The organism is Burkholderia sp. AU45388 (assembly GCF_030481585.1).
Taxonomy (GTDB): Bacteria; Pseudomonadota; Gammaproteobacteria; order Burkholderiales; family Burkholderiaceae; genus Burkholderia; species Burkholderia sola.
Map to the genome: position 1 here is coordinate 85,667 of NZ_JAUJPV010000004.1, position 21,330 is coordinate 106,996.

The 21,330-nt window shown below is 67.9% G+C and carries 21 protein-coding genes; 12 read left to right on the top strand and 9 right to left on the bottom strand.

The window, feature by feature from the left end:
* The first annotated feature begins 127 nt into the window (after positions 1-127).
* On the top strand, positions 128-1,186 hold the full coding sequence (locus QZM72_RS10100; protein WP_089466648.1) for a phosphorylcholine phosphatase: 1,059 nt from the start codon (positions 128-130) through the stop codon (positions 1,184-1,186).
* Between the two features lie 33 nt (positions 1,187-1,219).
* Here QZM72_RS10100 and QZM72_RS10105 read toward each other — a convergent pair whose 3' ends face one another.
* The 3 genes from QZM72_RS10105 to thiL are packed head-to-tail and all read right to left on the bottom strand — an operon-like array spanning position 1,220 to position 3,285.
* Complete coding sequence (locus QZM72_RS10105; RefSeq protein ID WP_089466649.1) at positions 1,220-1,720, bottom strand: CinA family protein; 501 nt, start codon at positions 1,718-1,720, stop codon at positions 1,220-1,222.
* 31 nt (positions 1,721-1,751) lie between these two features.
* Entirely contained in the window at positions 1,752-2,297 is a 546-nt protein-coding gene (locus QZM72_RS10110; RefSeq protein ID WP_089466650.1) for a phosphatidylglycerophosphatase A, read from the bottom strand.
* Positions 2,287-3,285, bottom strand: a complete 999-nt coding sequence (thiL, locus tag QZM72_RS10115) for a thiamine-phosphate kinase (RefSeq protein WP_089466651.1) — start codon at positions 3,283-3,285, stop codon at positions 2,287-2,289. The genes QZM72_RS10110 and thiL overlap by 11 nt, the downstream gene beginning before the upstream one ends.
* Positions 3,286-3,419: 134 nt before the next feature.
* On the opposite strand from thiL, the gene QZM72_RS10120 reads away from it, so the two are divergent.
* From QZM72_RS10120 to QZM72_RS10130, 3 genes are all read left to right on the top strand, one after another.
* Entirely contained in the window at positions 3,420-5,762 is a 2,343-nt protein-coding gene (locus tag QZM72_RS10120; RefSeq protein WP_367620028.1) for an NADP-dependent malic enzyme, read from the top strand.
* A gap of 376 nt (positions 5,763-6,138) precedes the next feature.
* Positions 6,139-6,570, top strand: a complete 432-nt coding sequence (locus tag QZM72_RS10125) for a ribonuclease domain-containing protein (RefSeq protein WP_031398890.1) — start codon at positions 6,139-6,141, stop codon at positions 6,568-6,570.
* Positions 6,571-6,586: 16 nt separating this feature from the next.
* Positions 6,587-7,150, top strand: coding sequence for a barstar family protein (locus QZM72_RS10130; RefSeq protein ID WP_006476945.1), 564 nt, complete (start codon positions 6,587-6,589; stop codon positions 7,148-7,150).
* A gap of 154 nt (positions 7,151-7,304) precedes the next feature.
* On the opposite strand, the gene QZM72_RS10135 is transcribed toward QZM72_RS10130, so the two are convergent.
* The 3 genes from QZM72_RS10135 to speE form a co-directional block, all read right to left on the bottom strand.
* On the bottom strand, positions 7,305-8,072 hold the full coding sequence (locus tag QZM72_RS10135) for a 16S rRNA (uracil(1498)-N(3))-methyltransferase (RefSeq protein WP_301737989.1): 768 nt from the start codon (positions 8,070-8,072) through the stop codon (positions 7,305-7,307).
* Between the two features lie 17 nt (positions 8,073-8,089).
* On the bottom strand, positions 8,090-8,506 hold the full coding sequence (locus tag QZM72_RS10140) for a glyoxalase/bleomycin resistance/extradiol dioxygenase family protein (RefSeq protein WP_069616776.1): 417 nt from the start codon (positions 8,504-8,506) through the stop codon (positions 8,090-8,092).
* 88 nt (positions 8,507-8,594) lie between these two features.
* Complete coding sequence (gene speE / locus QZM72_RS10145; protein ID WP_089466656.1) at positions 8,595-9,452, bottom strand: polyamine aminopropyltransferase; 858 nt, start codon at positions 9,450-9,452, stop codon at positions 8,595-8,597.
* Between the two features lie 215 nt (positions 9,453-9,667).
* Here speE and tkt point away from each other — a divergent pair, with 215 nt between their 5' ends.
* Both tkt and gap read left to right on the top strand, forming a co-directional pair.
* On the top strand, positions 9,668-11,740 hold the full coding sequence (gene tkt / locus QZM72_RS10150) for a transketolase (protein ID WP_301737990.1): 2,073 nt from the start codon (positions 9,668-9,670) through the stop codon (positions 11,738-11,740).
* A gap of 88 nt (positions 11,741-11,828) precedes the next feature.
* Positions 11,829-12,839, top strand: a complete 1,011-nt coding sequence (gene gap / locus QZM72_RS10155; protein ID WP_089466658.1) for a type I glyceraldehyde-3-phosphate dehydrogenase — start codon at positions 11,829-11,831, stop codon at positions 12,837-12,839.
* A gap of 77 nt (positions 12,840-12,916) precedes the next feature.
* Here gap and QZM72_RS10160 read toward each other — a convergent pair whose 3' ends face one another.
* Positions 12,917-13,807 carry a LysR family transcriptional regulator gene (locus tag QZM72_RS10160; protein ID WP_089466659.1) on the bottom strand — a complete coding sequence of 297 codons (891 nt, stop codon included), beginning with the start codon at positions 13,805-13,807 and terminating at the stop codon, positions 12,917-12,919.
* 151 nt (positions 13,808-13,958) lie between these two features.
* Between QZM72_RS10160 and QZM72_RS10165 the strand changes: the two genes are divergently transcribed.
* Positions 13,959-14,732: an SDR family NAD(P)-dependent oxidoreductase gene (locus QZM72_RS10165; protein WP_089467885.1), complete on the top strand. Its 774-nt coding sequence runs from the start codon at positions 13,959-13,961 to the stop codon at positions 14,730-14,732.
* Positions 14,733-14,745: 13 nt separating this feature from the next.
* Positions 14,746-15,804, top strand: a complete 1,059-nt coding sequence (locus tag QZM72_RS10170; protein ID WP_089467886.1) for an L-idonate 5-dehydrogenase — start codon at positions 14,746-14,748, stop codon at positions 15,802-15,804.
* Positions 15,805-15,907: 103 nt separating this feature from the next.
* Here QZM72_RS10170 and QZM72_RS10175 read toward each other — a convergent pair whose 3' ends face one another.
* Complete coding sequence (locus QZM72_RS10175; protein WP_179233367.1) at positions 15,908-16,630, bottom strand: FadR/GntR family transcriptional regulator; 723 nt, start codon at positions 16,628-16,630, stop codon at positions 15,908-15,910.
* Positions 16,631-16,842: 212 nt separating this feature from the next.
* On the opposite strand from QZM72_RS10175, the gene QZM72_RS10180 reads away from it, so the two are divergent.
* From QZM72_RS10180 to QZM72_RS10190, 3 genes are all read left to right on the top strand, one after another.
* On the top strand, positions 16,843-18,162 hold the full coding sequence (locus QZM72_RS10180) for a C4-dicarboxylate transporter DctA (RefSeq protein WP_301737992.1): 1,320 nt from the start codon (positions 16,843-16,845) through the stop codon (positions 18,160-18,162).
* A gap of 105 nt (positions 18,163-18,267) precedes the next feature.
* Positions 18,268-19,275, top strand: a complete 1,008-nt coding sequence (gene alc, locus QZM72_RS10185; protein WP_301737993.1) for an allantoicase — start codon at positions 18,268-18,270, stop codon at positions 19,273-19,275.
* Positions 19,276-19,289: 14 nt separating this feature from the next.
* The gene (locus QZM72_RS10190; protein ID WP_301737994.1) at positions 19,290-19,823 is read left to right on the top strand and encodes an ureidoglycolate lyase; all 534 of its coding nucleotides are present in this window, start codon (positions 19,290-19,292) and stop codon (positions 19,821-19,823) included.
* A gap of 93 nt (positions 19,824-19,916) precedes the next feature.
* Here the strand turns inward: QZM72_RS10190 and fur are convergent, their stop codons facing one another.
* On the bottom strand, positions 19,917-20,345 hold the full coding sequence (gene fur, locus QZM72_RS10195) for a ferric iron uptake transcriptional regulator (protein WP_006400349.1): 429 nt from the start codon (positions 20,343-20,345) through the stop codon (positions 19,917-19,919).
* A gap of 141 nt (positions 20,346-20,486) precedes the next feature.
* Here fur and QZM72_RS10200 point away from each other — a divergent pair, with 141 nt between their 5' ends.
* Positions 20,487-21,284, top strand: a complete 798-nt coding sequence (locus QZM72_RS10200) for an outer membrane protein assembly factor BamE (RefSeq protein WP_089466663.1) — start codon at positions 20,487-20,489, stop codon at positions 21,282-21,284.
* Positions 21,285-21,330 lie beyond the last annotated feature (46 nt).

Here is a 21,330-nt window from a genome sequence, read left to right on the forward strand (position 1 = left end):
TGATCGCCGTTCTGGCGCACGCGAACAACTTCCCGTCGCTTCCGTATGGCATGCGCGCAATTTAGTCGCGCGATGCTGCTGCTTGTCACCGATCCGTCACAAAAATGTCAAGAAAAGGAGCGACGCCATGCCCAAGCTGTCCCGCCGTCTGCTGAGCGCGTTCGCCGCGTCGCTGTGCATGACGTTCGCCCATGCGGCGGATCTGTCGCACTGGCCGGCCGACAGCGCGAAGGCGCTGAACGCGATGATCGCCGCGCACGCGAACCGCGGCGACTACGCGGTGTTCGATGCCGACAACACGACCTACCGCTACGACCTCGAGGAAGCGCTGCTGCCGTATCTCGAGAACCGCGGCGTGCTGACGCGCGATTCGCTCGACCCGTCGCTGAAACTGATCCCGTTCAAGGATTCCGCCGACTACCAGGAATCGCTGACGAGCTACTACTACCGGCTCTGCGAGATCGACGATCTGGTCTGCTATCCGTGGATCGCGCAGGCGTTCGCCGGGCAGTCGCTCGCCGACCTGAAGCGCCATATCGACGCGATGCTCGCCGACGGCAAGCCGATCCCGATCCGTTACTGGCAGGGCGACAAGGTGGTGGACGGCACGGTGAATCCGCCGCGCTTCTTCCGCGGGATGCAGGAGCTGTACAACGCGCTGCGCGAAAACGGCATCGACGTCTACGTGATGACGGCGGCCCACGAGGAGCTCGCGCGGCTCGTGCTGTCGGACCCGAAGTACGGCTACAACGTGAAGCCGCAGAACGTGATCGGCGTGACGACGCTGCTGCGCAACCCCGCGACGGGCGCGCTGACGACGTCGCGGCTGCAGATCAAGGCCGGCAAGTACGACGAGGCCGCGAACCGCAATCTCGTGATCACGCCGTTCCTGATGAACCCGATGACGTGGTACGAAGGCAAGCTCGGTTCGATCGTCGGGTGGATCGACCAGTGGAAGAAGCCGGTGCTCGTCGCGGGCGACACGCCGACGTCCGACGGCTACATGCTGCTGAACGCGACCGACGTCGCGCGCGGCGGCGTGCGCGTGTGGGTCAACAAGAAGGACAAGCAGATGGCGCAGATCCGCGCGTGGTCGGACGAATCGGCCGCGAAGCAGAAGGCGCTCGGCCTGCCGGTGACGGCGGACAAGAACTGGATCGTCGTGAAACCCGACGCGATCCAGTAAGCGAGCAGGGCGCGTCACGCGCGCCCCGCCCGATCAGCGTTCGCGTTCGTCGAGCAGCTTGAGCAGCCCGCGCAGCGCATGCGCGGCCGCCTGCGTGCGGATCTGTTCGCGGTCGCCCTTGAACACGAGCGTTTCGACGTCGGTATGCAGCCGGTTGCTCCAGCCGAACGATACGGTGCCGACCGGCTTCTTCTCGCTGCCGCCGCCCGGGCCCGCGATGCCGGTGACGGACAGCGCGACCTGCGCGCGGCTGTTGCGCAGCGCGCCTTCGGCCATCGCACGCGCGACGGGCTCGCTGACGGCGCCGTGCTTGTCGATCAGGTCGGACGGCACGCCGATCATCTCGATCTTGGCCTGGTTCGAATACGTGACGAAGCCGCGCTCGAACCACTGGCTGCTGCCGGAAATGTCGGTGATTGCCGCGGCGATCAGGCCGCCGGTGCAGGATTCGGCGGTGGCGAGCGTCAGGTGCTCGTCACGCAGCTTGTTGCCTGCGCGGATCGCAAGCTGATGGACGACGGAATCGGTTGGCATGCGCGTCGGGAAACGGAAGTCGGGAAATCGGTCAGCCGGCGACGGAGCGCCACAGGGCGATCACGAGCAGCGTCATGAACGCGGCGACGAGATTGTCGACCATGATGCCGAGCCCGCCTTTCAGGCGGCGGTCGAAGTAGCGGATCGGCGGCGGCTTGAGCATGTCGAAGAAGCGGAACGCGACGAACGCCCACAGCTGGCCGACGAAGGTCGCGGGCGTGACGAACAGCATCACGAGCCAGATCGCGACGATCTCGTCCCAGACGATGGCGCCCGGATCGGCCACACCGGCCTTCCTCGCGGTGAAACCGGTGACCCAGGCGCCCGCCACGAAGCCGACGGCGATCAGCGCCCACCACTCGGGCACCGTCAGGTAGCGGTTGAGCACGACGAACGTGAGCCAGCCGAACAGCGAGCCGAAGGTGCCGGGCATGATCGGCGCGAGCCCGCTGCCGAAGCCGAGCGACACGATGTGCGCCGGGTGCGACAGCATGAAGCGGGCCGTCGTGCGGGTCGGCGCGGGCGGCGCGGCGCCGGGCTCGGCCGCGGCGTGCGCGGGCGTCGGATCAGTCTGCATGGAAGTGGTCGAAACCGTGCAACGTGAGAGCGAGGGGCGCGCCGGCGGCGTCGCGCCACGCGATGGCGGGTTGCGCCGACGGCGCGGACAACGCGCGTATTGTACCGATTCGCGTGACCGGCACGCCGGCCGCGGCGCCCGCCGCTTCGACCGCCGCGCGGGCGGCGAGCGGCGCCGTGAAGCACAGTTCGTAGTCGTCGCCGCCGGCCAGCGTGCAGCGGCGCTGCGCGTCGGCCGGCAGCGTCGCGAGCGCGGCCGAGCGCGGCACCGCGTCGGCGTCGATCTCGGCGCGCACGTTCGAGCGCGTCAGGATGTGCTGGAGATCGCCGGCGAGGCCGTCGGAGAGATCGAGCGCCGCGTGCGCGACGCCCGCGAGCGCCAGGCCGAGCGCGACGCGCGGCTCGGGGCGCTCCAGCGCGTGCCGGAATGCGGCGGCTTCATCCGCGCCGGCCGTCCATTCGCCGCGGGCGACGCCGAGCCCCGCGCGCGCATCGCCGAGCGTGCCGGACACCCATACGTCGTCGCCGTCGCGCGCGGCATCGCGCCGCAGCGCCGCGTCGGGCGCGACTTCGCCGAACACGGTCACGCACAGGTTCAGCGGCCCGCTCGTCGTGTCGCCGCCGATCAGTTCGCAGCCGTATCGCTCGGCCAGCGCGAACAGGCCGTCGCTGAACGCCTCGAGCCACGCCGCGTCGGCGCGCGGTAGCGCGCAGGCGAGCGTGAAGGCGCGCGGCTCGGCGCCCATTGCCGCGAGGTCCGACAGATTGACCGCGAGCGTCTTGTGGCCGAGCGCGTCCGGCGCGACGTCGGCGAAGAAGTGGCGGCCTTCCACCAGCATGTCCGTCGAAATGGCCAGCAATTTCCCGGATCGGGGCGCGATCAGGGCGCAATCGTCGCCGATGCCGAGCGTCGACGCGCGGGCGCCCTGCGCGGCGCGGCGCGTGAAGAAGCGTTCGATCAGCGAAAACTCGGAGAGGGCGGCTGGCACGGCGGGCGATCCGAAACGGTTGAAGGAGCGGCATTGTACGAGGCGGGCGGCGGCGCGCCTGTACCATCCAGTTCATTTTTGTCGCGGCTGTCGCACCCGAATCGCCGGTCTGGCGGCCGATGATTGGCGCTACAATGCCGTCGAACAGTTATTCTAATCCGCCCGTCACGAGACACATGTCTACCCAAGCCTCCTCCAAAGCCAAGCTCCGCGAAGCCGCGCTCGACTATCACGAATTTCCGACCCCCGGCAAAATCGCGATCGCCCCGACCAAGCAGATGATCAACCAGCGCGACCTCGCGCTCGCGTATTCGCCGGGCGTGGCGTTCGCGTGCGAGGAGATCGTCGAGAATCCGCTGAACGCCGCGCGCTTCACCGCGCGCAGCAACCTGGTCGGCGTCGTGACGAACGGCACGGCGGTGCTCGGTCTCGGCAACATCGGCCCGCTCGCGTCGAAGCCGGTGATGGAAGGCAAGGCCGTGCTGTTCAAGAAGTTCGCGGGCATCGACGTGTTCGACATCGAGCTGAACGAGTCGGACCCGCACAAGCTCGTCGACGTGATCGCCGCGCTGGAGCCGACCTTCGGCGGGATCAACCTCGAAGACATCAAGGCGCCGGACTGCTTCATCGTCGAGCGCGAAGCGCGCAAGCGGATGAAGATCCCGGTGTTCCACGACGACCAGCACGGCACCGCGATCGTCGTGGCCGCGGCCGTCACGAACGGGCTGAAGGTCGTCAACAAGGACATCAAGAAGGTCAAGCTGGTCGCATCCGGCGCGGGCGCGGCCGCGCTCGCGTGTCTGGACCTGCTGGTCGACATCGGCCTGCCGCTCGAGAACATCACGGTGACCGACCTGGCCGGCGTGGTCTACAAGGGCCGCACCGAGCTGATGGACCCGGACAAGGAGCGTTTCGCGCGCGAAACCGACGCCCGTACGCTCGCCGAAGTGATCGACGGCGCGGACATCTTCCTCGGCCTGTCGGCCGCCGGCGTGTTGAAGCAGGAGATGGTGAAGGGCATGGCCGAGCGCCCGCTGATCCTCGCGCTCGCGAACCCGACGCCGGAAATCCTGCCGGAAGCGGCGCTCGAAGTGCGCCCCGACGCGATTCTCGCGACCGGCCGCACCGACTACCCGAACCAGGTCAACAACGTCCTGTGCTTCCCGTTCATCTTCCGCGGCGCGCTCGACGTCGGCGCGACGACGATCACGCGTGAAATGGAGATCGCGGCCGTCAATGCGATCGCCGAACTCGCGCAGCACGAGCAGAGCGACATCGTCGCGACCGCGTACGGCATCCAGGATCTGTCGTTCGGGCCCGAATACCTGATTCCGAAGCCGTTCGATCCGCGCCTGATCGTGAAGATCGCGCCGGCCGTCGCGCAGGCCGCGATGGACGGCGGCGTCGCGACGCGCCCGATCGAGGACATGGACGCGTACAAGCAGCATCTGCAGCAGTTCGTGTATCACAGCGGCACGACGATGAAGCCGATCTTCCAGATCGCGCGCGCCGCGCCGGAAGAGAAAAAGCGCGTCGTGTTCGCGGAAGGCGAGGAAGAGCGCGTGTTGCGCGCCGTTCAGATCATCGTCGACGAAAAACTCGCGAAGCCGATCCTGATCGGCCGCCCGTCGGTGATCGAGCATCGCATTCAGCGCTACGGCCTGCGCCTCACGCCCGGCACCGATTTCACGGTCGTCAACACCGAGCACGACGAGCGCTACCGCGACTTCTGGCAGACGTACCACAAGATGATGGCGCGCAAGGGCATCAGCGAGCAGCTCGCGCGCGTCGAAATGCGCCGCCGCACGACGCTGATCGGCTCCATGCTGGTGAAGAAAGGCGAAGCGGACGGAATGATCTGCGGCACGATCAGCACCACGCACCGCCACTTGCACTTCATCGACCAGGTGATCGGCAAGCGTCCGGGCTGCAGCGTGTACGCGGCGATGAACGGCCTCGTGCTGCCTGGCCGCCAGATTTTCCTCGTGGATACGCACGTGAACGTCGATCCGACCCCGGAAGAGCTGGCCGAGATCACGATCATGGCCGCGGAAGAAGTGCGCCGCTTCGGCATCGAGCCGAAGGTCGCGCTGCTGTCGCATTCGAATTTCGGCACGAGCAATGCCCCTTCGGCGAAGAAGATGCGCGATACGCTCGCGATCCTGCAGGAAACCGCGCCGGATCTGAAGGTGGACGGCGAAATGCATGGCGACGTCGCGCTCGACGCCGCGCTGCGCAAGGAAATCCTGCCGGAATCGACGCTGGAGGGCGACGCGAACCTGCTGATCCTGCCGAACATCGACGCGGCGAACATCGCGTACAACCTGCTGAAGACGGCCGCGGGCAACAATATCGCGATCGGGCCGATCCTGCTGGGCGCCGCGGAGCCGGTGCACGTGCTGACCGAATCGGCGACCGTTCGTCGCATCGTCAACATGGCGGCGCTGCTGGTCGCCGACGTCAACGCCGCGCGCTGAGCCGGAACGAGCACGCGGCGCCGGTCGAAGCGGCGCCGCGCGTCGGGCGAAATTGTAAACAAAGGCAAAAAGAGGCGTGCCCGCAAGGGGCACGCCGCGGGTAGGGCGCAACCGCGCTTCCCATAAGCAACAGCAGCATCTCTCCACGCCGGGTAATGAGCGCGGCAAGGAGGCAGGGTCTTGCCATGCGAGAGATGCCGCCCGCATTTTATCTCATGTAAGATAAATGTAGTGCAATTTCGGTAAGAAATACGGAATCTCGCGTGTCGTGAGGCTTTCGATTCCCAAACGGACATTGATTCGCGCGGCCAATAACGCTACGCTAACGCCTTTGTTGGTCGTCAACTACTTGATTTAACAGCGGGAACCCTGGTTCATGGCACGCAAGTGGCTCCGCAACGGCGCGCTCGCGTCCGTCTTCGCGATGTTCGCGATGGGTATCGTCGGCACGCCGACGGGCAGTCTGGTTTCCGCCGCTTACGCACGGGAGGCCGTTCCGGCCGACGTGGCCGCGAGCGGGCTCGATACGATCCCGACCGCCCGTCTTCCGCGCGAGGCCGTGACCACGCTGGGCCTGATCGGCGCCGGCGGTCCCTATCCGTACGAGAAAGACGGCGTCGTGTTCGGCAATCGCGAGCGAATCCTGCCGAAGGCGAAGCGCGGCTACTACCATGAGTACACGGTGCCGACACCGCGTGCGCGCAATCGCGGCGCGCGCCGGATCGTCTGTGGCGGGCCGTTGCGCCGGATCGACAACTGTTATTACACGGGCGACCACTACAACAGTTTTAAACGTATTGTTGAATGACTTCGGGACGAATGGCATGAGCGACTCCATCTACGCGCACGATACGGCGGCGGCGGAACTGTTCGCGGCCGGCGACGGCAATCTGTTTCAGCGTGTGATTCAGCTGCACGCGGCGGCGCAGGCCGGCGGCACGCCGGAGCAACAGGAAGCCGAGCCCGGGCTTTCATCGAACGAGGAGCCTATGAGCCTTTTCACGACCGTGCGACCCAATCTCGTGCAGTCGATCCGCGCGTTCCGCGTGCAGGATCTTGCCGACGAAGCCGGTCGGCTCGGCCAGCATTTCCTGTATGCGTATTGCGGCGCCGCGCAGTCGAAGCAGGAAGTGATGGAAACGATCGCGACCTCGTTCCTGTTTCCGAAGCATTTCGGGAAGAACTACGACGCGCTGTACGACTGCCTCACCGACCTCGTCGCGAAGGCAGGCGCGCAGCCCGGTTTCGTGATCGTCCTCGAAGGGCTGCCGATCGCGCAGAAATTCGACAAGGAAGGGCGCGAAACGCTGCTCGACGTGTTCCGCGAGGCGGCCGAATTCTGGGCCGAGCGCAAGGTCGCGTTCCGCGTGTTCTACTCGTTCGCGTAAGCGCACGGTCGGCCCGCGCGGCCGATTCGGTGATTCGGTCACAAGCCCGCTTCGAGCGGGCTTTTTTGCGTGTGCGATTCGCGCTCGGCTGCATGGCGCGGCGCGCGAAGCACGACGCGGAGTCGAGCCGCTGAACGCGGCGCGCTGACGCGCTTTACCACCCGCCCCAGCGTGCCGCCAGCGCGGCGAGCACGGCCGCGCCGGCCGTCTCGGTGCGCAGCACGCGCGACCCGAGCGACAGCGCGGTGAACCCGCGAGCGCGGGCCGCATTTTCCTCGTCGGGCGACAGCCCGCCTTCGGGGCCGATCAGCAGCGTGACGGCCGCCGCGGGCGGCGCGTCGGGCAGCGCCGCGAACGGGATGCTCGCGCGCGGCGACAGCAGCAGCCGCAGCTCGCCGTCGGCCGGCGCGGCCGGCAGCGCATCGAGCCACGCGCGGAAGCCGGCGACCGGCGCGACGTCGGGTACACGGTTGCGCCCGCACTGTTCGCATGACGCCCGCACGACGCCGCGCCAGTGCGCGACGCGCTTGTCCGCGCGTTCGCCGGACAGCTTCACGACGCCGCGCGCGGTCGACAGCGGCACGACCGCCGCGACGCCGAGCTCGACCGCCTTCTCGATCACCCAGTCCATCTTGTCGCCGCTGGCGATCCCCTGCGCGAGCGTCACGCGATAGGGCGGCTCGGCCTCGACGGGCTCGAACGTATCGACCTGCGCGAGCGCGCTGCGCTTGTCGACCTCGACGAGCCGTGCGCGGTACTGGCCGCCCGTGCCGTCGAACAATGCGAGCACGTCGCCCGGCTGCAGGCGCAGCACCTGCACGTGACGGGCGACGTCGGCCGGCAATGCGAGCGTGGCGTCGGCGCGCAGCGCGGCGTCGACGAAAAAGCGCGGCACGGCCGCGGTGGTGGTGGCTTCATTCATGCGTGTAGCGGTTTCGGTCATGCGTCGAGACGGCACCCGAGCGCCCAGCGGTAGCCGTCGAGATCCTCGATCTGCGCGAACCGGTCGCCCCAGAACTGGTCCTGCGGCGCGCTCAGCGATTTCGCGCCCGCATCGAGCGCGCGCTGCCAGGTGGCGTCGACGTCGTCGACATACAGATAGAACGATTGCGGCGCGGTGGCGTTCGCGCGCTTCGGCGTGAGCGCGGGCGAGCCGAACGCGCCTTCGGGCGCGAACATCACGATCAGCTGGCCGCGATAGGCCATCTCGACGTGCATGATCGCGCCGTCCTCGTCGTGCACGTCGCGTACCGTGAAGCCGAATGCGGCCTTGAAGAACTCGATGGCCGCGCGCGCGTTGCGTACGGCCAGGTAGGGCGTCAACCAAGGCACGTTGGCCGGACGTGGATCGGTCATGAAAATCTCCTGTTGCACGGTGTCGGCGCGTCTCGCGCCTGCGCCGGTCTCATGCTGGAACAGCGGAGCGGTGCGGCCGTCCGGATGTTCAGCGGCGAACGCCCAGTGTATCGCGCAGCGCGCGGGGCAGGGTGAAGAGGGACGCATGCAGCCGCGCATCGTAATAGCGCAAGCCGCCGACGCGGCGGGCCGCGAGCCGTTCGTCGACGTCGTGCGCGAACAGCGCGGCCGCATCGAGCGTATCGCTCGCGATCGCCATCAGCCACTGCGAGCCGTACAGCGGCACGTGCGCGGACAGCGGATCGACGACCGCGAAGCTCGCGCGCAGGTCGTCGAGCAGCGCGGCGATGCGCGCGGCATGGAACACCGGCGAGCCGAGATGCATCGAGATCGCGCCGCAGCGCGTGAGGATCCGCTTGAGCCGCGCGTAGAACGCACGCGTATAGAGGCCGGCCGCCGGCGAATCGGGCGGCGTGAGGTCGAACACGACGAGATCGAAATGTTCGACCGTCGACTCGACGAAATGCGCGGCGTCGCCGATCACGACCTCGACGCGCGGGTCGTCGAGCGCGCCCTGGTGCACGTCGTCGAGATAGCGGCGGGCCATCCCGACCACCTCGTCGTCGAGTTCGGCGACGACGATCCGCTCGATGCACGCGTGCTTGAGCAACTGGCGCGCGGCGCCGCCGTCGCCGCCGCCGAGCACGAGCGCCTTCCTCGGGCACGGATGCGCGAGCGCGGCCGGGTGCGTCATGCACTCGTGATAGACGAACTCGTCGCCGACCGACGTCATCGGCCGGCCGTCCAGCGTGAACAGCCGGCCGAGCTGCGGGGTTTCCCAGACTTCGATCTGCTGGTGCGGGGACGCGACGCGCGCGAGCCGCCGCGCGTTCGGGAAGCCGTAGGTGGCGTCGGGCGTCGGGTGAAAGAGAAGGGTGGTGCTCACGGGCGGGCCGCTGGGGCAGGCAGTTCCGACGCCTGAATTATAGGAGGCGGGCGGCTTGGCGGAAAACCGTGCCGGAACACCGCGCGCCGACAAGGGAAATGTCGGCCCATCTGTTAAAATGACGAGCTTTGCAGCCCCGTCCGTTGGCTCCGTCCGCTTCGCGTCCGTCAGGCGCCGCACCGCGCGCCGGGAACGATTGACGCTCGAGCTTCCGGATGCCGCCGTGCCCCCGTTTCCTCGACTCGTTCTCCGGACTCGACATGACGACTTCGTCTCCCGCCTCCACCACCCTGATGGCCAACGCGATCCGTGCGCTCGCGATGGACGCCGTCCAGCAAGCGAACTCCGGCCACCCGGGCATGCCGATGGGCATGGCCGAAATCGGCGTCGCGCTGTGGTCGCGCCATCTGAAGCACAACCCGACGAACCCGCACTGGGCCGACCGCGACCGCTTCGTGCTGTCGAACGGCCATGGCTCGATGCTGCTGTACTCGCTGCTGCACCTGACCGGCTACGACCTGCCGATCGAAGAGCTGAAGAATTTCCGCCAGCTGCACTCGAAGACGCCGGGCCACCCGGAATACGGGATCACGCCGGGCGTCGAGACGACCACCGGCCCGCTCGGCCAGGGCCTCGCGAACGCGGTCGGCATGGCGCTCGGCGAAGCGCTGATGGCCGACGAGTTCAACCGTGACGGCGCGAAGATCGTCGATCACCACACGTACGTGTTCCTCGGCGACGGCTGCCTGATGGAAGGCATCTCGCACGAAGCCTGCTCGCTCGCGGGCACGCTGAAGCTGAACAAGCTGATCGCGCTGTACGACGACAACGGCATCTCGATCGACGGCGACGTCGTGAACTGGTTCCACGACGACACGCCGAAGCGCTTCGAGGCATACGGCTGGAACGTGATCCCGAACGTGAACGGCCACGACGTCGACGCGGTCGACGCGGCCATCGCGAAGGCGAAGCTGTCGGACAAGCCGACGCTGATCTGCTGCAAGACGGTGATCGGCAAGGGCGCGGCCACGAAGGCCGGCGGCCACGACGTGCACGGCGCGGCGCTCGGCGCGGAAGAAATCGCGAAGACGCGCGCGGCGCTCGGCTGGACCTGGGAGCCGTTCGTGATTCCGCAGGAAGTCTATGCGGCCTGGGATGCGAAGGAAGCCGGCAAGCGCGCCGAGTCCGAATGGGACGCGACGTTCGCGGCCTATCGCGCGAAGTTCCCGGCGGAAGCCGCCGAATTCGAGCGCCGGATGGCGAACAAGCTGCCGGCCGACTGGGCCGAGAAGGCTGCCGCGATCATCGCCGGCGCGAACGAGCGCGCCGAGACGGTCGCGACCCGCAAGGCGTCGCAGCAGGCGATCGAAGGCCTCGCCGCCGCGCTGCCCGAACTGCTCGGCGGCTCGGCCGACCTGACCGGCTCGAACCTGACCAACTGGAAGGCGTCGAAGGCGGTGCGCGCGAATCCGGAAGGCGCGGGCGTGCTGCTCGGCAACCACATTAACTACGGCGTGCGTGAATTCGGCATGAGCGCCGCGATCAACGGCCTCGCGCTGCACGGCGGCCACAAGCCGTTCGGCGGCACGTTCCTGACGTTCTCCGACTACAGCCGCAACGCGCTGCGCGTGGCCGCGCTGATGAAGGTGCCGTCGATCTTCGTGTTCACGCACGATTCGATCGGCCTCGGCGAAGACGGCCCGACGCACCAGTCGATCGAGCACGTGTCGAGCCTGCGCCTGATCCCGAACCACGACGTCTGGCGCCCGGCCGACACGGTCGAGACGGCCGTCGCGTGGACCCACGCGGTCGCCGCCGACCGCCCGTCGAGCCTGATCTTCAGCCGCCAGAACCTCGCGTTCAACCCGCGTTCCGACGCGCAGATCGCCAACATCGCGAAGGGCGGTTACGTGCTGAAGGACTGGGACGAGGAAATCGTCGCGCGCAAGATCATCCTGATCGCGACGGGCTCGGAAGTCGAACTCGCGATGAAGGCCGTCGAGCCGCTCGCGCAGCAGGGCATCGCGGCGCGCGTCGTGTCGATGCCGTCGACCAACGTGTTCGACCGCCAGGACGCCGAATACCGCGAACGCGTGCTGCCGCACGGCGTGCGCCGCGTCGCGATCGAAGCGGGCGTGACGAGCTTCTGGCACAAGTACGTCGGCCTCGAGGGCGGCGTCGTCGGGATCGACACGTTCGGCGAATCGGCGCCGGCCGGCGTGCTGTTCAAGTACTTCGGCTTCACCGTCGAGCACGTCGTCGAGACGGCCAAGGCCGTGCTGGCCTAAAAGCATATGTGCGACGCGCGCCGCCCGTTGCGTGCGTCGCACCGTGAAGCTGCACGAAACGAATTTTTTCAGCCATCAGGAGATAACCATGACGATTCGCGTCGCAATCAACGGCTACGGCCGTATCGGCCGCAACACGCTGCGCGCGTTCTATGAAAACGGCAAGAAGCACGATCTCGAGATCGTCGCGATCAACGACCTGGGCGATGCGAAGACCAACGCGCACCTGACCCAGTACGACACCGCGCACGGCAAGTTCCCGGGCGAAGTGTCGGTCGACGGCGACTACCTCGTCGTGAACGGCGACAAGATCCGCGTGCTGGCGAACCGCAACCCGGCCGAACTGCCGTGGGGCGAGCTGGGCGTCGACGTCGTGATGGAATGCACGGGCTTCTTCACGACGAAGGAAAAGGCGAGCGCGCACCTGAAGGGCGGCGCGAAGAAGGTGATCATCTCGGCGCCGGGCGGCAAGGACGTCGACGCGACGATCGTCTACGGCGTGAACCACGACGTGCTGAAGGCCGAGCACACGGTCATCTCGAACGCATCGTGCACGACGAACTGCCTCGCGCCGCTCGTCAAGCCGCTGAACGACAAGATCGGCCTCGAAACCGGCCTGATGACGACGATCCACGCGTACACGAACGACCAGGTGCTGACGGACGTCTATCACGAAGACCTGCGCCGCGCGCGCTCGGCCACGCACAGCCAGATCCCGACGAAGACGGGCGCTGCTTCGGCCGTCGGCCTCGTGCTGCCGGAACTGAACGGCAAGCTCGACGGCTACGCGATCCGCGTCCCGACGATCAACGTGTCGATCGTCGACCTGTCGTTCATCGCGAAGCGCGACACGACGGTCGAGGAAGTCAACGCGATCATGAAGGAAGCGTCGGAAGGCGCGCTGAATGGCATCCTCGGCTACAACGACGCACCGCTGGTGTCGATCGACTTCAACCACAACCCGGCTTCGTCGACGTTCGACGCGACGCTGACCAAGGTGTCGGGCCGTCTCGTGAAGGTGTCGAGCTGGTATGACAACGAGTGGGGTTTCTCGAACCGCATGCTCGATACGGCGATCGCATTCGCGAACGCGAAGTAATCCTGCACGTCGCGCGGCCGTTGTAAGGCGGCCCGCGTGGCGAACGAACCCGGCCTGGAGTGTTCCGGCCGGGTTTTTTATTGCCCGGCGTTCGCCGTCACGTGCTCGATCGCTTCGATGAACGCGCGCTTGAGCGGGCTCTCGAGATCGCTCCACGCGAGGCCGATACCGCTGCGGTGACCGGCCAGGTCGAGCGGCCGCGCGAGCACGTTCGGCGGCAGCGCGCTCGCGGCCTGCGCCGGGATCAGCCCGATCCCCATTCCCGCCGCGACGAGTGCGAGCATCGTCGTGAATTCGCCGAACTCCTGCGCGATCTCGAGCGTCGTGCCCGCGCGGCTCAGCGCGAGCAGCATGTCGTCGTGAAAGCCGGGCGCGTAGCGGCGCGCGAGCACGAACGCGGGGTGGCCGCGCAACGCGGCCGGCGCGATCGCGTCGTGCGCGGCGAGCGGATGGCCGAGCGGCAGCGCGACGACGAACCCTTCCTCGAGCACCACGCGCGTGTCGATGCCCGCATACGCGGCCGGCAGCCGGATCATCCCGAAGTCGATCCGCCGGTCGCGCAGCGCGACGACCTGGTCGGGCGTCGGCATGTCCTTCAGTTCGAGCGCGATCAGCGGATAGCGCTCGCGCATCGTGCGCAGCACGGCCGGTAACAGCGCCGGCAACACCGACGACACGAACGCGACGCGTAGCGTGCCGATTTCGCCGCGGCTCGACAGCCGCGCCATCTGTTCCGCGCGCGCGGCCTGCTGCAGCGTCGCCCGCGCTTCGGGCAGGAACACGCGCCCCGTGTCGCTCAGCTCGACCTTGTGCCGGTCGCGCTCGAACAGGCGCGCGCCGAGTTCGGCCTCGAGCGCCTTGATCTGCATGCTCAGCGCCGGCTGCACGATACACAGGCGCTGCGCGGCGCGCCCGAAATGCAGTTCTTCCGCGAGCGTGACGAAGGCGCGCAATTGCTTGAGTTCCATGGGCGGCGGGCATCAGGGAGGCGGTAATCAATTTTCATGATAACGGAATCAAAAAAGACCATTGGCACGGACCCGGCCGGCGGCCGAAGATACCGTCAACGCGAGACCGGCCGCGATGGGCGGCCGGCGCGACTGGCACGAGGAGACATCCATGACTCACGCGCTTGACCGGTTCCGCCTCGACGGCCGCCGTGCGCTGATTACCGGTTCCGGCCGCGGGATCGGGCTGACGCTCGCCCGCGGGCTCGCGGAAGCGGGCGCGGCGATCGTCATCAACGATCGCAATGAAGAGAAGGCCGCGACGCTCGCGCGCCGGTTCCGCGACGAAGGCTTCGCGGCCGACCATGCGGTGTTCGACGTGGCCGAGCATGCGCAGGTGCGTGCGGCGGTCGACGATTTCGAGGCGCGCGTCGGCGCGATCGACATTCTCGTGAACAACGCGGGCATCCAGCGCCGCGCGCCGCTCGACGCATTCGAACCGGACGACTGGCACGCGCTGATGCGCGTGAACCTCGACGGCGTGTTCAACGTCGCGCAGGCCGTTGCGCGACACATGATCGCGCGCGGCCGCGGCAAGATCATCAACATCTGCTCGGTGCAGAGCGAGCTCGCGCGGCCGACGATCGCGCCGTATGCGGCGACCAAGGGCGCGGTGCGGATGCTGACCAAAGGGATGTGCGCCGACTGGGCGCGCCACGGCATCCAGGCGAACGGCCTCGCGCCCGGCTATTTCGAAACCGAGCTGAATCGCGCGCTGGTCGACGACGCGGCGTTTTCGGACTGGCTATGCAAGCGCACGCCGGCCGGCCGCTGGGGGCAGGTCGACGAGCTGTGCGGCGCGGCGATCTTCCTCGCATCGGCCGCATCCGATTTCGTGAACGGGCAGACGCTGTTCGTCGACGGCGGGCTGACGAGTGCCGTCTGACAAGGAGAATGTCGTGCGTATGCGTTGCATGTGTGTGGTGATCCACGGGCCGAACGACCTGCGGGTCGAGGAGCAGGACGCGGGCGAGATCGGCCCGGGCCAGGTGCGCGTCGACGTCGCGATGGGCGGCATCTGCGGCTCCGACCTGCATTATTTCCGGCATGGCGGCTTCGGCGCGATCCGGCTGCAGCAGCCGATGGTGCTCGGCCACGAGGTCGCCGGCACGGTCGCGGAAGTGGCGCCGGACGTGACGTCGGTGCAGGTCGGCGATCGTGTCGCGGTCAATCCGAGCCGGCCGTGCGGCGCGTGCCGCTACTGTCTCGAAGGGTTGCCGAACCAGTGTCTCGACATGCGCTTCTACGGCAGCGCGATGCGGATGCCGCACGTGCAGGGCGCGTTCCGCAACGCGCTCGTGTGCGACGCGGTGCAATGCGTGAAGGTGGCGGACCACGTGCCGCTGTCGCTCGCGGCGCTGGCCGAGCCGTTCGCGGTCGGGCTGCATGCGGTATCGCGCGCGGGCCCGCTGATCGGCAAGCGCGTGCTCGTGTCGGGTTGCGGTCCGATCGGCGTGCTGGCGGTCGCGGCCGCGCGCGTGCACGGCGCGGCGGAGATCGTCGCGACCGATGTCGTCGACGCGCCGCTGGACGTGGCGCGCGCGCTCGGCGCGGACCGCACGATCAATGCGGCGGCCGATGCCGGCTGGGTCGAGCGCTACGGCGCCGACAAGGGCACGTTCGACGTGATGATCGAGTGTTCGGGCAATGCGCGCGCGTTGCGCGACGGGCTCGACGTGATGCGGCCGCGCGGCGTCGTCGTGCAGCTCGGGCTCGGCGGCGACGTGAGCCTGCCGCAGAACGTCGTGGTCGCGAAGGAGCTGTCGATCTGCGGCTCGTTCCGCTTCCACGCGGAATTCGCGCTCGCGGTGCAGCTGATCAACGCGGGGCGCGTCGACCTGCGGCCGGCCGTCACGCGCGTGTTCCCGATGCGCGACGCGAACCTCGCGTTCGAACTGGCCGGCGATCGCCAGCGTGCGATGAAGGTGCTGATCGATTTCGCGAACGAGGCCGCGTGACGGTGCGGCGTTAGCGCGTCGCGCCGGCAGCGGCGCGCTTGGCAAAAAGGCACGCTCGCGATGCGCGGCGCGTGCCTTTTTCGTCGGGTGTCGTGCCGAAGGATTACGCGCCCGGCGTCGGGAAGAAGACGCCCGCGCGCTGCGCGGCGTTCGCGATGTGCGTTTCGATCGCGGCGCCGGCGGCGGCCGCGTCGCGCGCGATCAGCGCGTCGACGATTGCGCGGTGCTCATGCCACGTCGACAGCAGCAGCTCGCGCCGGTAGAACGGCATGCGCTGGCTTTCCTTCATGATGTCCGCGCTGCTGCGCAGGATCGACTCGATCGCCGCGTTGCCGGCCAGATGGATGATCCGCATGTGGAAGTCGAAGTCGAGCCGCGATGCCTCGTCGAGCGCGCTTTCGGTCAGCGCGACGTGCAGGTCGGCGAGGTTGTCCTCGAACCATGCGATGTCTTCGTCGCTGACGACGCGCGCGGCCATCCGCGCGGCGAAGCCTTCGAGTGCATAGCGCATCTGGTACGTATCGGGCGGCGACGACTGCTCGGCGAATCGCCACGGATGCGCGGCCGACGCCTGCGCGCTTTCGACGTACACGCCCTTGCCCGCGCGGATGCGCAGCATCCCGAGCGCCTCGAGCGTCGACAACGCCTCGCGCAGCGACGCGCGGCTGATCTCCAGCTCCTCGGAGAGCTGGCGCTGGGCCGGCAGCAGGCTGCCGACCGGATACACGCCTGCCTCGATCCGGTCGCGGATCGTCGCGATGGCGGTGTCGGTCACGGTATGCGGAACATTTTTCATGGTGTGAACGATGGCCGGTCTGACCGGCATTGTAATCCGCACGCAGGCGGTGCACGACCGCCTACGGGAAAGCCACGATCCGCCCCCTTTCCGACGCGCCGCAAGCGCGTGCGCAGGGGCGGGAAATCCCTATTTTGTCCGTCCTTGACGCCACTATATCGGCTTCCTACTATCCACCATAACATCACTGGTCTTACCAGTATGAACAGACGAAACTGCAACCGTTGGATCGGGAGAGCGCCGTGTCGAAATTCCTTAATTCGCTGTTTGGCCGGGTAGTCGTCGCATTGATACTCGGGGTCGCGCTCGGCGCGTTCTTCCCGCATTTCGCCGAGTCGCTGCGTCCGCTCGGCGACGGCTTCCTGAAGCTCATCAAGATGGTCATCGGCCCGATCGTGTTCTGCGTCGTGGTCAGCGGGATGGCCAATGCGGGCGACCTGAAGAAGGTCGGCCGGGTCGGCCTGAAGGCCGTCGTCTACTTCGAGGTGATGACGACGCTCGCGCTCGGCATCGGGCTCGTGCTCGCGTGGCTCACGCGCCCGGGCGTCGGGATGAACATCGACCTGCGCTCGCTCGACGCGGCGTCGCTGTCGACGTACGCGAAGAACGCCGAAAGCCTGAAGGACACGGCCGGCTACCTGATGAAGATCATCCCCGAGACCGCGATCGACGCGTTCGCGAAGGGCGACATCCTGCAGATCCTCGTGTTCGCGGTGCTGTTCGGCTCCGCGCTGTCGCTGCTCGGCGACAAGGCGCAGCGCGTGAACAGCCTGATCGAGGAGCTGTCGCACGTGTTCTTCAAGATCATCGGCTTCATCATCAAGCTCGCGCCGCTCGGCGTGCTCGGCGCGATCGCGTTCACGACCGGCAAGTACGGCGTCGCGTCGCTCAAGCAGCTCGGCTACCTGGTCGCGGTGTTCTACCTGAGCTGCTTCGTGTTCGTCACCGTCGTGCTCGGCGTGGTGATGCGGCTCGCGGGCTTCTCGGTGTTCAAGCTGATCCGCTACCTGCGCGAGGAACTGTCGATCGTGCTCGGCACGGCGTCGTCGGACGCGGTGCTGCCGCAGGTGATGAGCAAGCTCGAATACATGGGCATCAAGGATTCGACGGTCGGCCTCGTGATTCCGACCGGCTATTCGTTCAACCTCGACGGCTTCTCGATCTACCTGACGCTCGCCGTGCTGTTCATCGCGCAGGCCACCAACACGCCGCTGTCGACGCACGACCTGATCGTCGTGCTGCTCGTGTCGCTCGTCACGTCGAAGGGCGCGCACGGGATCCCCGGCTCGGCGATCGTGATTCTCGCGGCGACGCTGTCGGCGATTCCCGCCATTCCGGTGCTCGGCCTCGTGCTGATCCTGCCGGTCGACTGGTTCGTCGGCATCGCCCGTGCGCTGACCAACCTGATCGGCAACTGCGTCGCGACGGTGGTGGTCGCGGTGTGGGAGAACGACATCGACCGTGCCCGCGCGACGCGCGTGCTGAACCGCGAGCTGCGCTACGTGGCCGATGTGCCGGGCGCCGCCGCACCGGTCGCAGGCGACCAGGCCCACGCGCTCTGAACCCGACTCCCGCGCGGCACGGCTTCCCCTGGCCGCACCGTGCAACCGGACTTCATGCGACCGGCGCGCCGACGCGCCGGCGCTTCTCGAAATAATGGAGACGACATGGCAGCCCCCATCCTTGATCCGAACGCGCCGGCTTTCACGCGGCGCTACATGAATCTCGCCGACCCGCGCCTGGGCGCGCAGGCGCTCTTCGCCAGCGACGAATTCTTCGCGCCGAAGGAGCGCATGCTCGATCCAGAGCCGGCCGTGTTCATTCCTGGCAAGTACGACGATCACGGCAAGTGGATGGACGGCTGGGAAACGCGTCGCAAGCGCACGACCGGCCACGACTTCTGCGTGGTGCGGCTCGCGCGGCCGGGCGTGATCCACGGCGTCGATCTCGATACGAGCCACTTCACCGGCAACTTTCCGCCGGCCGCGTCGATCGAGGCCTGCGCGGTGGACGGCGACACGCCGCCGGACGACGCCGAATGGCGCACGATCGTCCCCGCGACGACGCTGCAGGGCAATTCGCATCACTACGTGAGCGTCGACGATGCACGGCCGGTCACGCATCTGCGCGTGAACCTGTATCCGGACGGCGGCCTCGCGCGGCTGCGCGTGTATGGCCAGCCGCAGCGCGACTGGCGCCGCGTGCCGGCGGGCGAGCTCGTCGATCTCGCGGCGATCGAGAACGGCGGCTATCTCGTGGCCGCGAACAACCAGCACTTCGGCCCGGCGTCGCAGATGCTGATGCCGGGGCGCGGCGCGAACATGGGCGACGGCTGGGAAACGCGGCGGCGCCGCGAGCCCGGCAACGACTGGGCGATCGTCGCGCTGGCGCGGCCGGGCATCATCCGGCGCGTGGAGGTCGATACGGCGTTCTTCAAGGGCAATTTCCCCGACCGCTGCTCGCTGCAGGCCGCGCACGTGACGGGCGGCACCGACGATTCGCTCGTCACGCAGGCGATGTTCTGGGCCGAACTGCTCGGCGAGCAGAAGCTGCAGATGGATCACGTACACACGTTCGACCGGCTCGCGGCGCTCGGCCCCGTCACGCACGTGCGCTTCAACATCTTCCCGGACGGCGGCGTGTCGCGCCTGCGTCTGTGGGGCGAGCCGGCTTGAAGGAGGGCAGCTGCATGAGCGCAACCCCGATCCTGCGCGTCGAGCGCCTGACCCGCGAAGCGTTCGCGCCGTTCGGCGACGTGATCGCGCTCGAAGGCGCACGGCATTTCCCGATCAACGGCGGCACGACCGAGCGCTTTCACGATCTCGCGACGATCGACGTGTGCGCGGACGGCGGCCGGCCGCTCGTCAGCGTGTTTCGCGCGCAGCCGCGCGCGTTGCCGGTCGCGGTCACGCTGATGGAGCGTCATCCGCACGGCAGCCAGGCGTTCATCCCGCTCGCGGCGGTGTCGCGCTACGCGATCGTCGTCGCGCCGGCCGGCGAATTCCGGCCCGATGCGATGCGCGCGTTCCTGGCCGAGGGCTGGCAGGGCGTCAATTATGCGAAGGGCGTCTGGCACCATCCGCTGCTCGCGCTCGATGCGGTCAGCGATTTCGTGATCGTCGATCGCGGCGGGCCGCAGCCGAACTGCGACGAGATCCCGCTGGAACGCGCGTGGGCGCTCGATTTCGAGCCGGCCTGCGCGGGCGCCGAAGGGCTTTCGTAAGCGTGCCGGGCGCGCGGCACGCGCGCCGAAAAAGCACACGGCCCGGGCGGCGAGATGCCGGCCGGGCCGTGTCGTATGCGGGTGGGACGCGCTTCAGTGCTTGCGGTGCGGGCAGTTCTCGGTCGTGCACGAACCGTACATCGCGAGCGAGTGCTCCTGGAGCCGGAAGCCGCGCTCCTTCGCGATCGCCTGCTGGCGGCTCTCGATCTCGGCGTCGAAGAATTCCTCGACGCGGCCGCAATCGAGGCACACGAGGTGGTCGTGGTGCGAACCTTCGTTCAGCTCGAACACCGCCTTGCCGGATTCGAAGTTGCTGCGCGACAGCAGGCCGGCCTGCTCGAATTGCGTGAGCACGCGATAGACGGTGGCAAGCCCGATGTCGAGCTGCTCGTTGAGCAGGTTGCGGTAGACGTCTTCGGCCGTCAGGTGGCGCACGGGGCTCTGCTGGAAGATTTCGAGAATCTTGAGGCGCGGTAGGGTGGCCTTTAGCCCGATATTCTTGAGATCCGTCGGATTGGTCATGGCTAGGCATCCCTAGAGTACAATGCAGGGCTTCAATGTTACCGGCTTTTCGCCGTTCCAGATATACGCGCGGCCTGCACGCGGGCCAGCACGGTGAAGGAAATGATCCCAGAATCGCTTTCGCACTTTCAGAGGAGTCGCATGCGGAGTGCCATCATCGCTGCCGCCGCCGTTGTCGCGCTGGCGGGTTGTTCGTCGTACGACAGCGTGACGCAGCGCATTGCGCAGAGCATCACGCCGTATCGGATCACCGTCGTGCAGGGCAACTTCGTGTCGCAGGAGAAAGCCGCACAGTTGCAGGTCGGCATGACGCGCGAGCAAGTCCGCGCGCTGCTCGGCACGCCGCTGCTCGCGGACATGTTCCACGCGGATCGCTGGGATTACCTCTTCTACTTCAAGCGCGGCTCGACGTCGATCGTCCAGCAGCGCGACCTCGTGGTCAACTTCTCGGGCGATCGCCTGGCGAGCTGGACCGGCGCCGACAACCTGCCGTCCGAACTCGACCTGCTCGCCGACATCGACGGTGACCGCGGCGGCAAGAAGGCGAAGGCCGCTGCCGCGGCGAAGAAGGCGTCCGAAGCCGCTGCCGCCGCGAGCGCCGCGCAGGCTGCCGCCGCGGCGAGCCCGGCCGCCGAGCCGGCGTCCGGCGCAGTGGTCGACCAGGATGCGAACGCCCAGGCGGCGCGCGCGGCGAACCGCGCGACCAACCAGGTGTCGGGGCAGGGTTCGGGTTCGCGCCGGTTCACGCCGGCCGCGCAGGCCTCGGGCGGCGCGCCGGTGCCGGGCGGCCAGCCGCCGGGCGCCGCGCCGGCGATCCAGCCGCAGTTCCAGTTCCATCGTCCGCCGCAGCCGAACGTGTCGAACGAGGCGTCGCCGCCGGTCGGCCCGCAAGGCTCGGACAACCTGCAGAACCAGCCGCTCACCGCACCGGCGCAGTAAGCGGCCGGCGTGCGGAAACGGGGCGGCATGCGCCGCCCGCCTTTAG

Bases quoted from the DNA above. Each gene is read 5' to 3' on its own strand.
- QZM72_RS10100 (WP_089466648.1), top strand. From the start codon at position 128: ATGCCCAAGCTGTCCCGCCGTCTGCTGAGCGCGTTCGCCGCGTCGCTG.
- QZM72_RS10105 (WP_089466649.1), bottom strand. From the start codon at position 1,720: ATGCCAACCGATTCCGTCGTCCATCAGCTTGCGATCCGCGCAGGCAAC.
- QZM72_RS10110 (WP_089466650.1), bottom strand. From the start codon at position 2,297: ATGCAGACTGATCCGACGCCCGCGCACGCCGCGGCCGAGCCCGGCGCC.
- QZM72_RS10120 (WP_367620028.1), top strand. From the start codon at position 3,420: ATGCCGTCGAACAGTTATTCTAATCCGCCCGTCACGAGACACATGTCT.
- QZM72_RS10125 (WP_031398890.1), top strand. From the start codon at position 6,139: ATGGCACGCAAGTGGCTCCGCAACGGCGCGCTCGCGTCCGTCTTCGCG.
- QZM72_RS10130 (WP_006476945.1), top strand. From the start codon at position 6,587: ATGAGCGACTCCATCTACGCGCACGATACGGCGGCGGCGGAACTGTTC.
- QZM72_RS10135 (WP_301737989.1), bottom strand. From the start codon at position 8,072: ATGAATGAAGCCACCACCACCGCGGCCGTGCCGCGCTTTTTCGTCGAC.
- QZM72_RS10140 (WP_069616776.1), bottom strand. From the start codon at position 8,506: ATGACCGATCCACGTCCGGCCAACGTGCCTTGGTTGACGCCCTACCTG.
- tkt (WP_301737990.1), top strand. From the start codon at position 9,668: ATGCCGCCGTGCCCCCGTTTCCTCGACTCGTTCTCCGGACTCGACATG.
- gap (WP_089466658.1), top strand. From the start codon at position 11,829: ATGACGATTCGCGTCGCAATCAACGGCTACGGCCGTATCGGCCGCAAC.
- QZM72_RS10160 (WP_089466659.1), bottom strand. From the start codon at position 13,807: ATGGAACTCAAGCAATTGCGCGCCTTCGTCACGCTCGCGGAAGAACTG.
- QZM72_RS10165 (WP_089467885.1), top strand. From the start codon at position 13,959: ATGACTCACGCGCTTGACCGGTTCCGCCTCGACGGCCGCCGTGCGCTG.
- QZM72_RS10175 (WP_179233367.1), bottom strand. From the start codon at position 16,630: ATGCCGGTCAGACCGGCCATCGTTCACACCATGAAAAATGTTCCGCAT.
- alc (WP_301737993.1), top strand. From the start codon at position 18,268: ATGGCAGCCCCCATCCTTGATCCGAACGCGCCGGCTTTCACGCGGCGC.
- QZM72_RS10190 (WP_301737994.1), top strand. From the start codon at position 19,290: ATGAGCGCAACCCCGATCCTGCGCGTCGAGCGCCTGACCCGCGAAGCG.
- fur (WP_006400349.1), bottom strand. From the start codon at position 20,345: ATGACCAATCCGACGGATCTCAAGAATATCGGGCTAAAGGCCACCCTA.
- QZM72_RS10200 (WP_089466663.1), top strand. From the start codon at position 20,487: ATGCGGAGTGCCATCATCGCTGCCGCCGCCGTTGTCGCGCTGGCGGGT.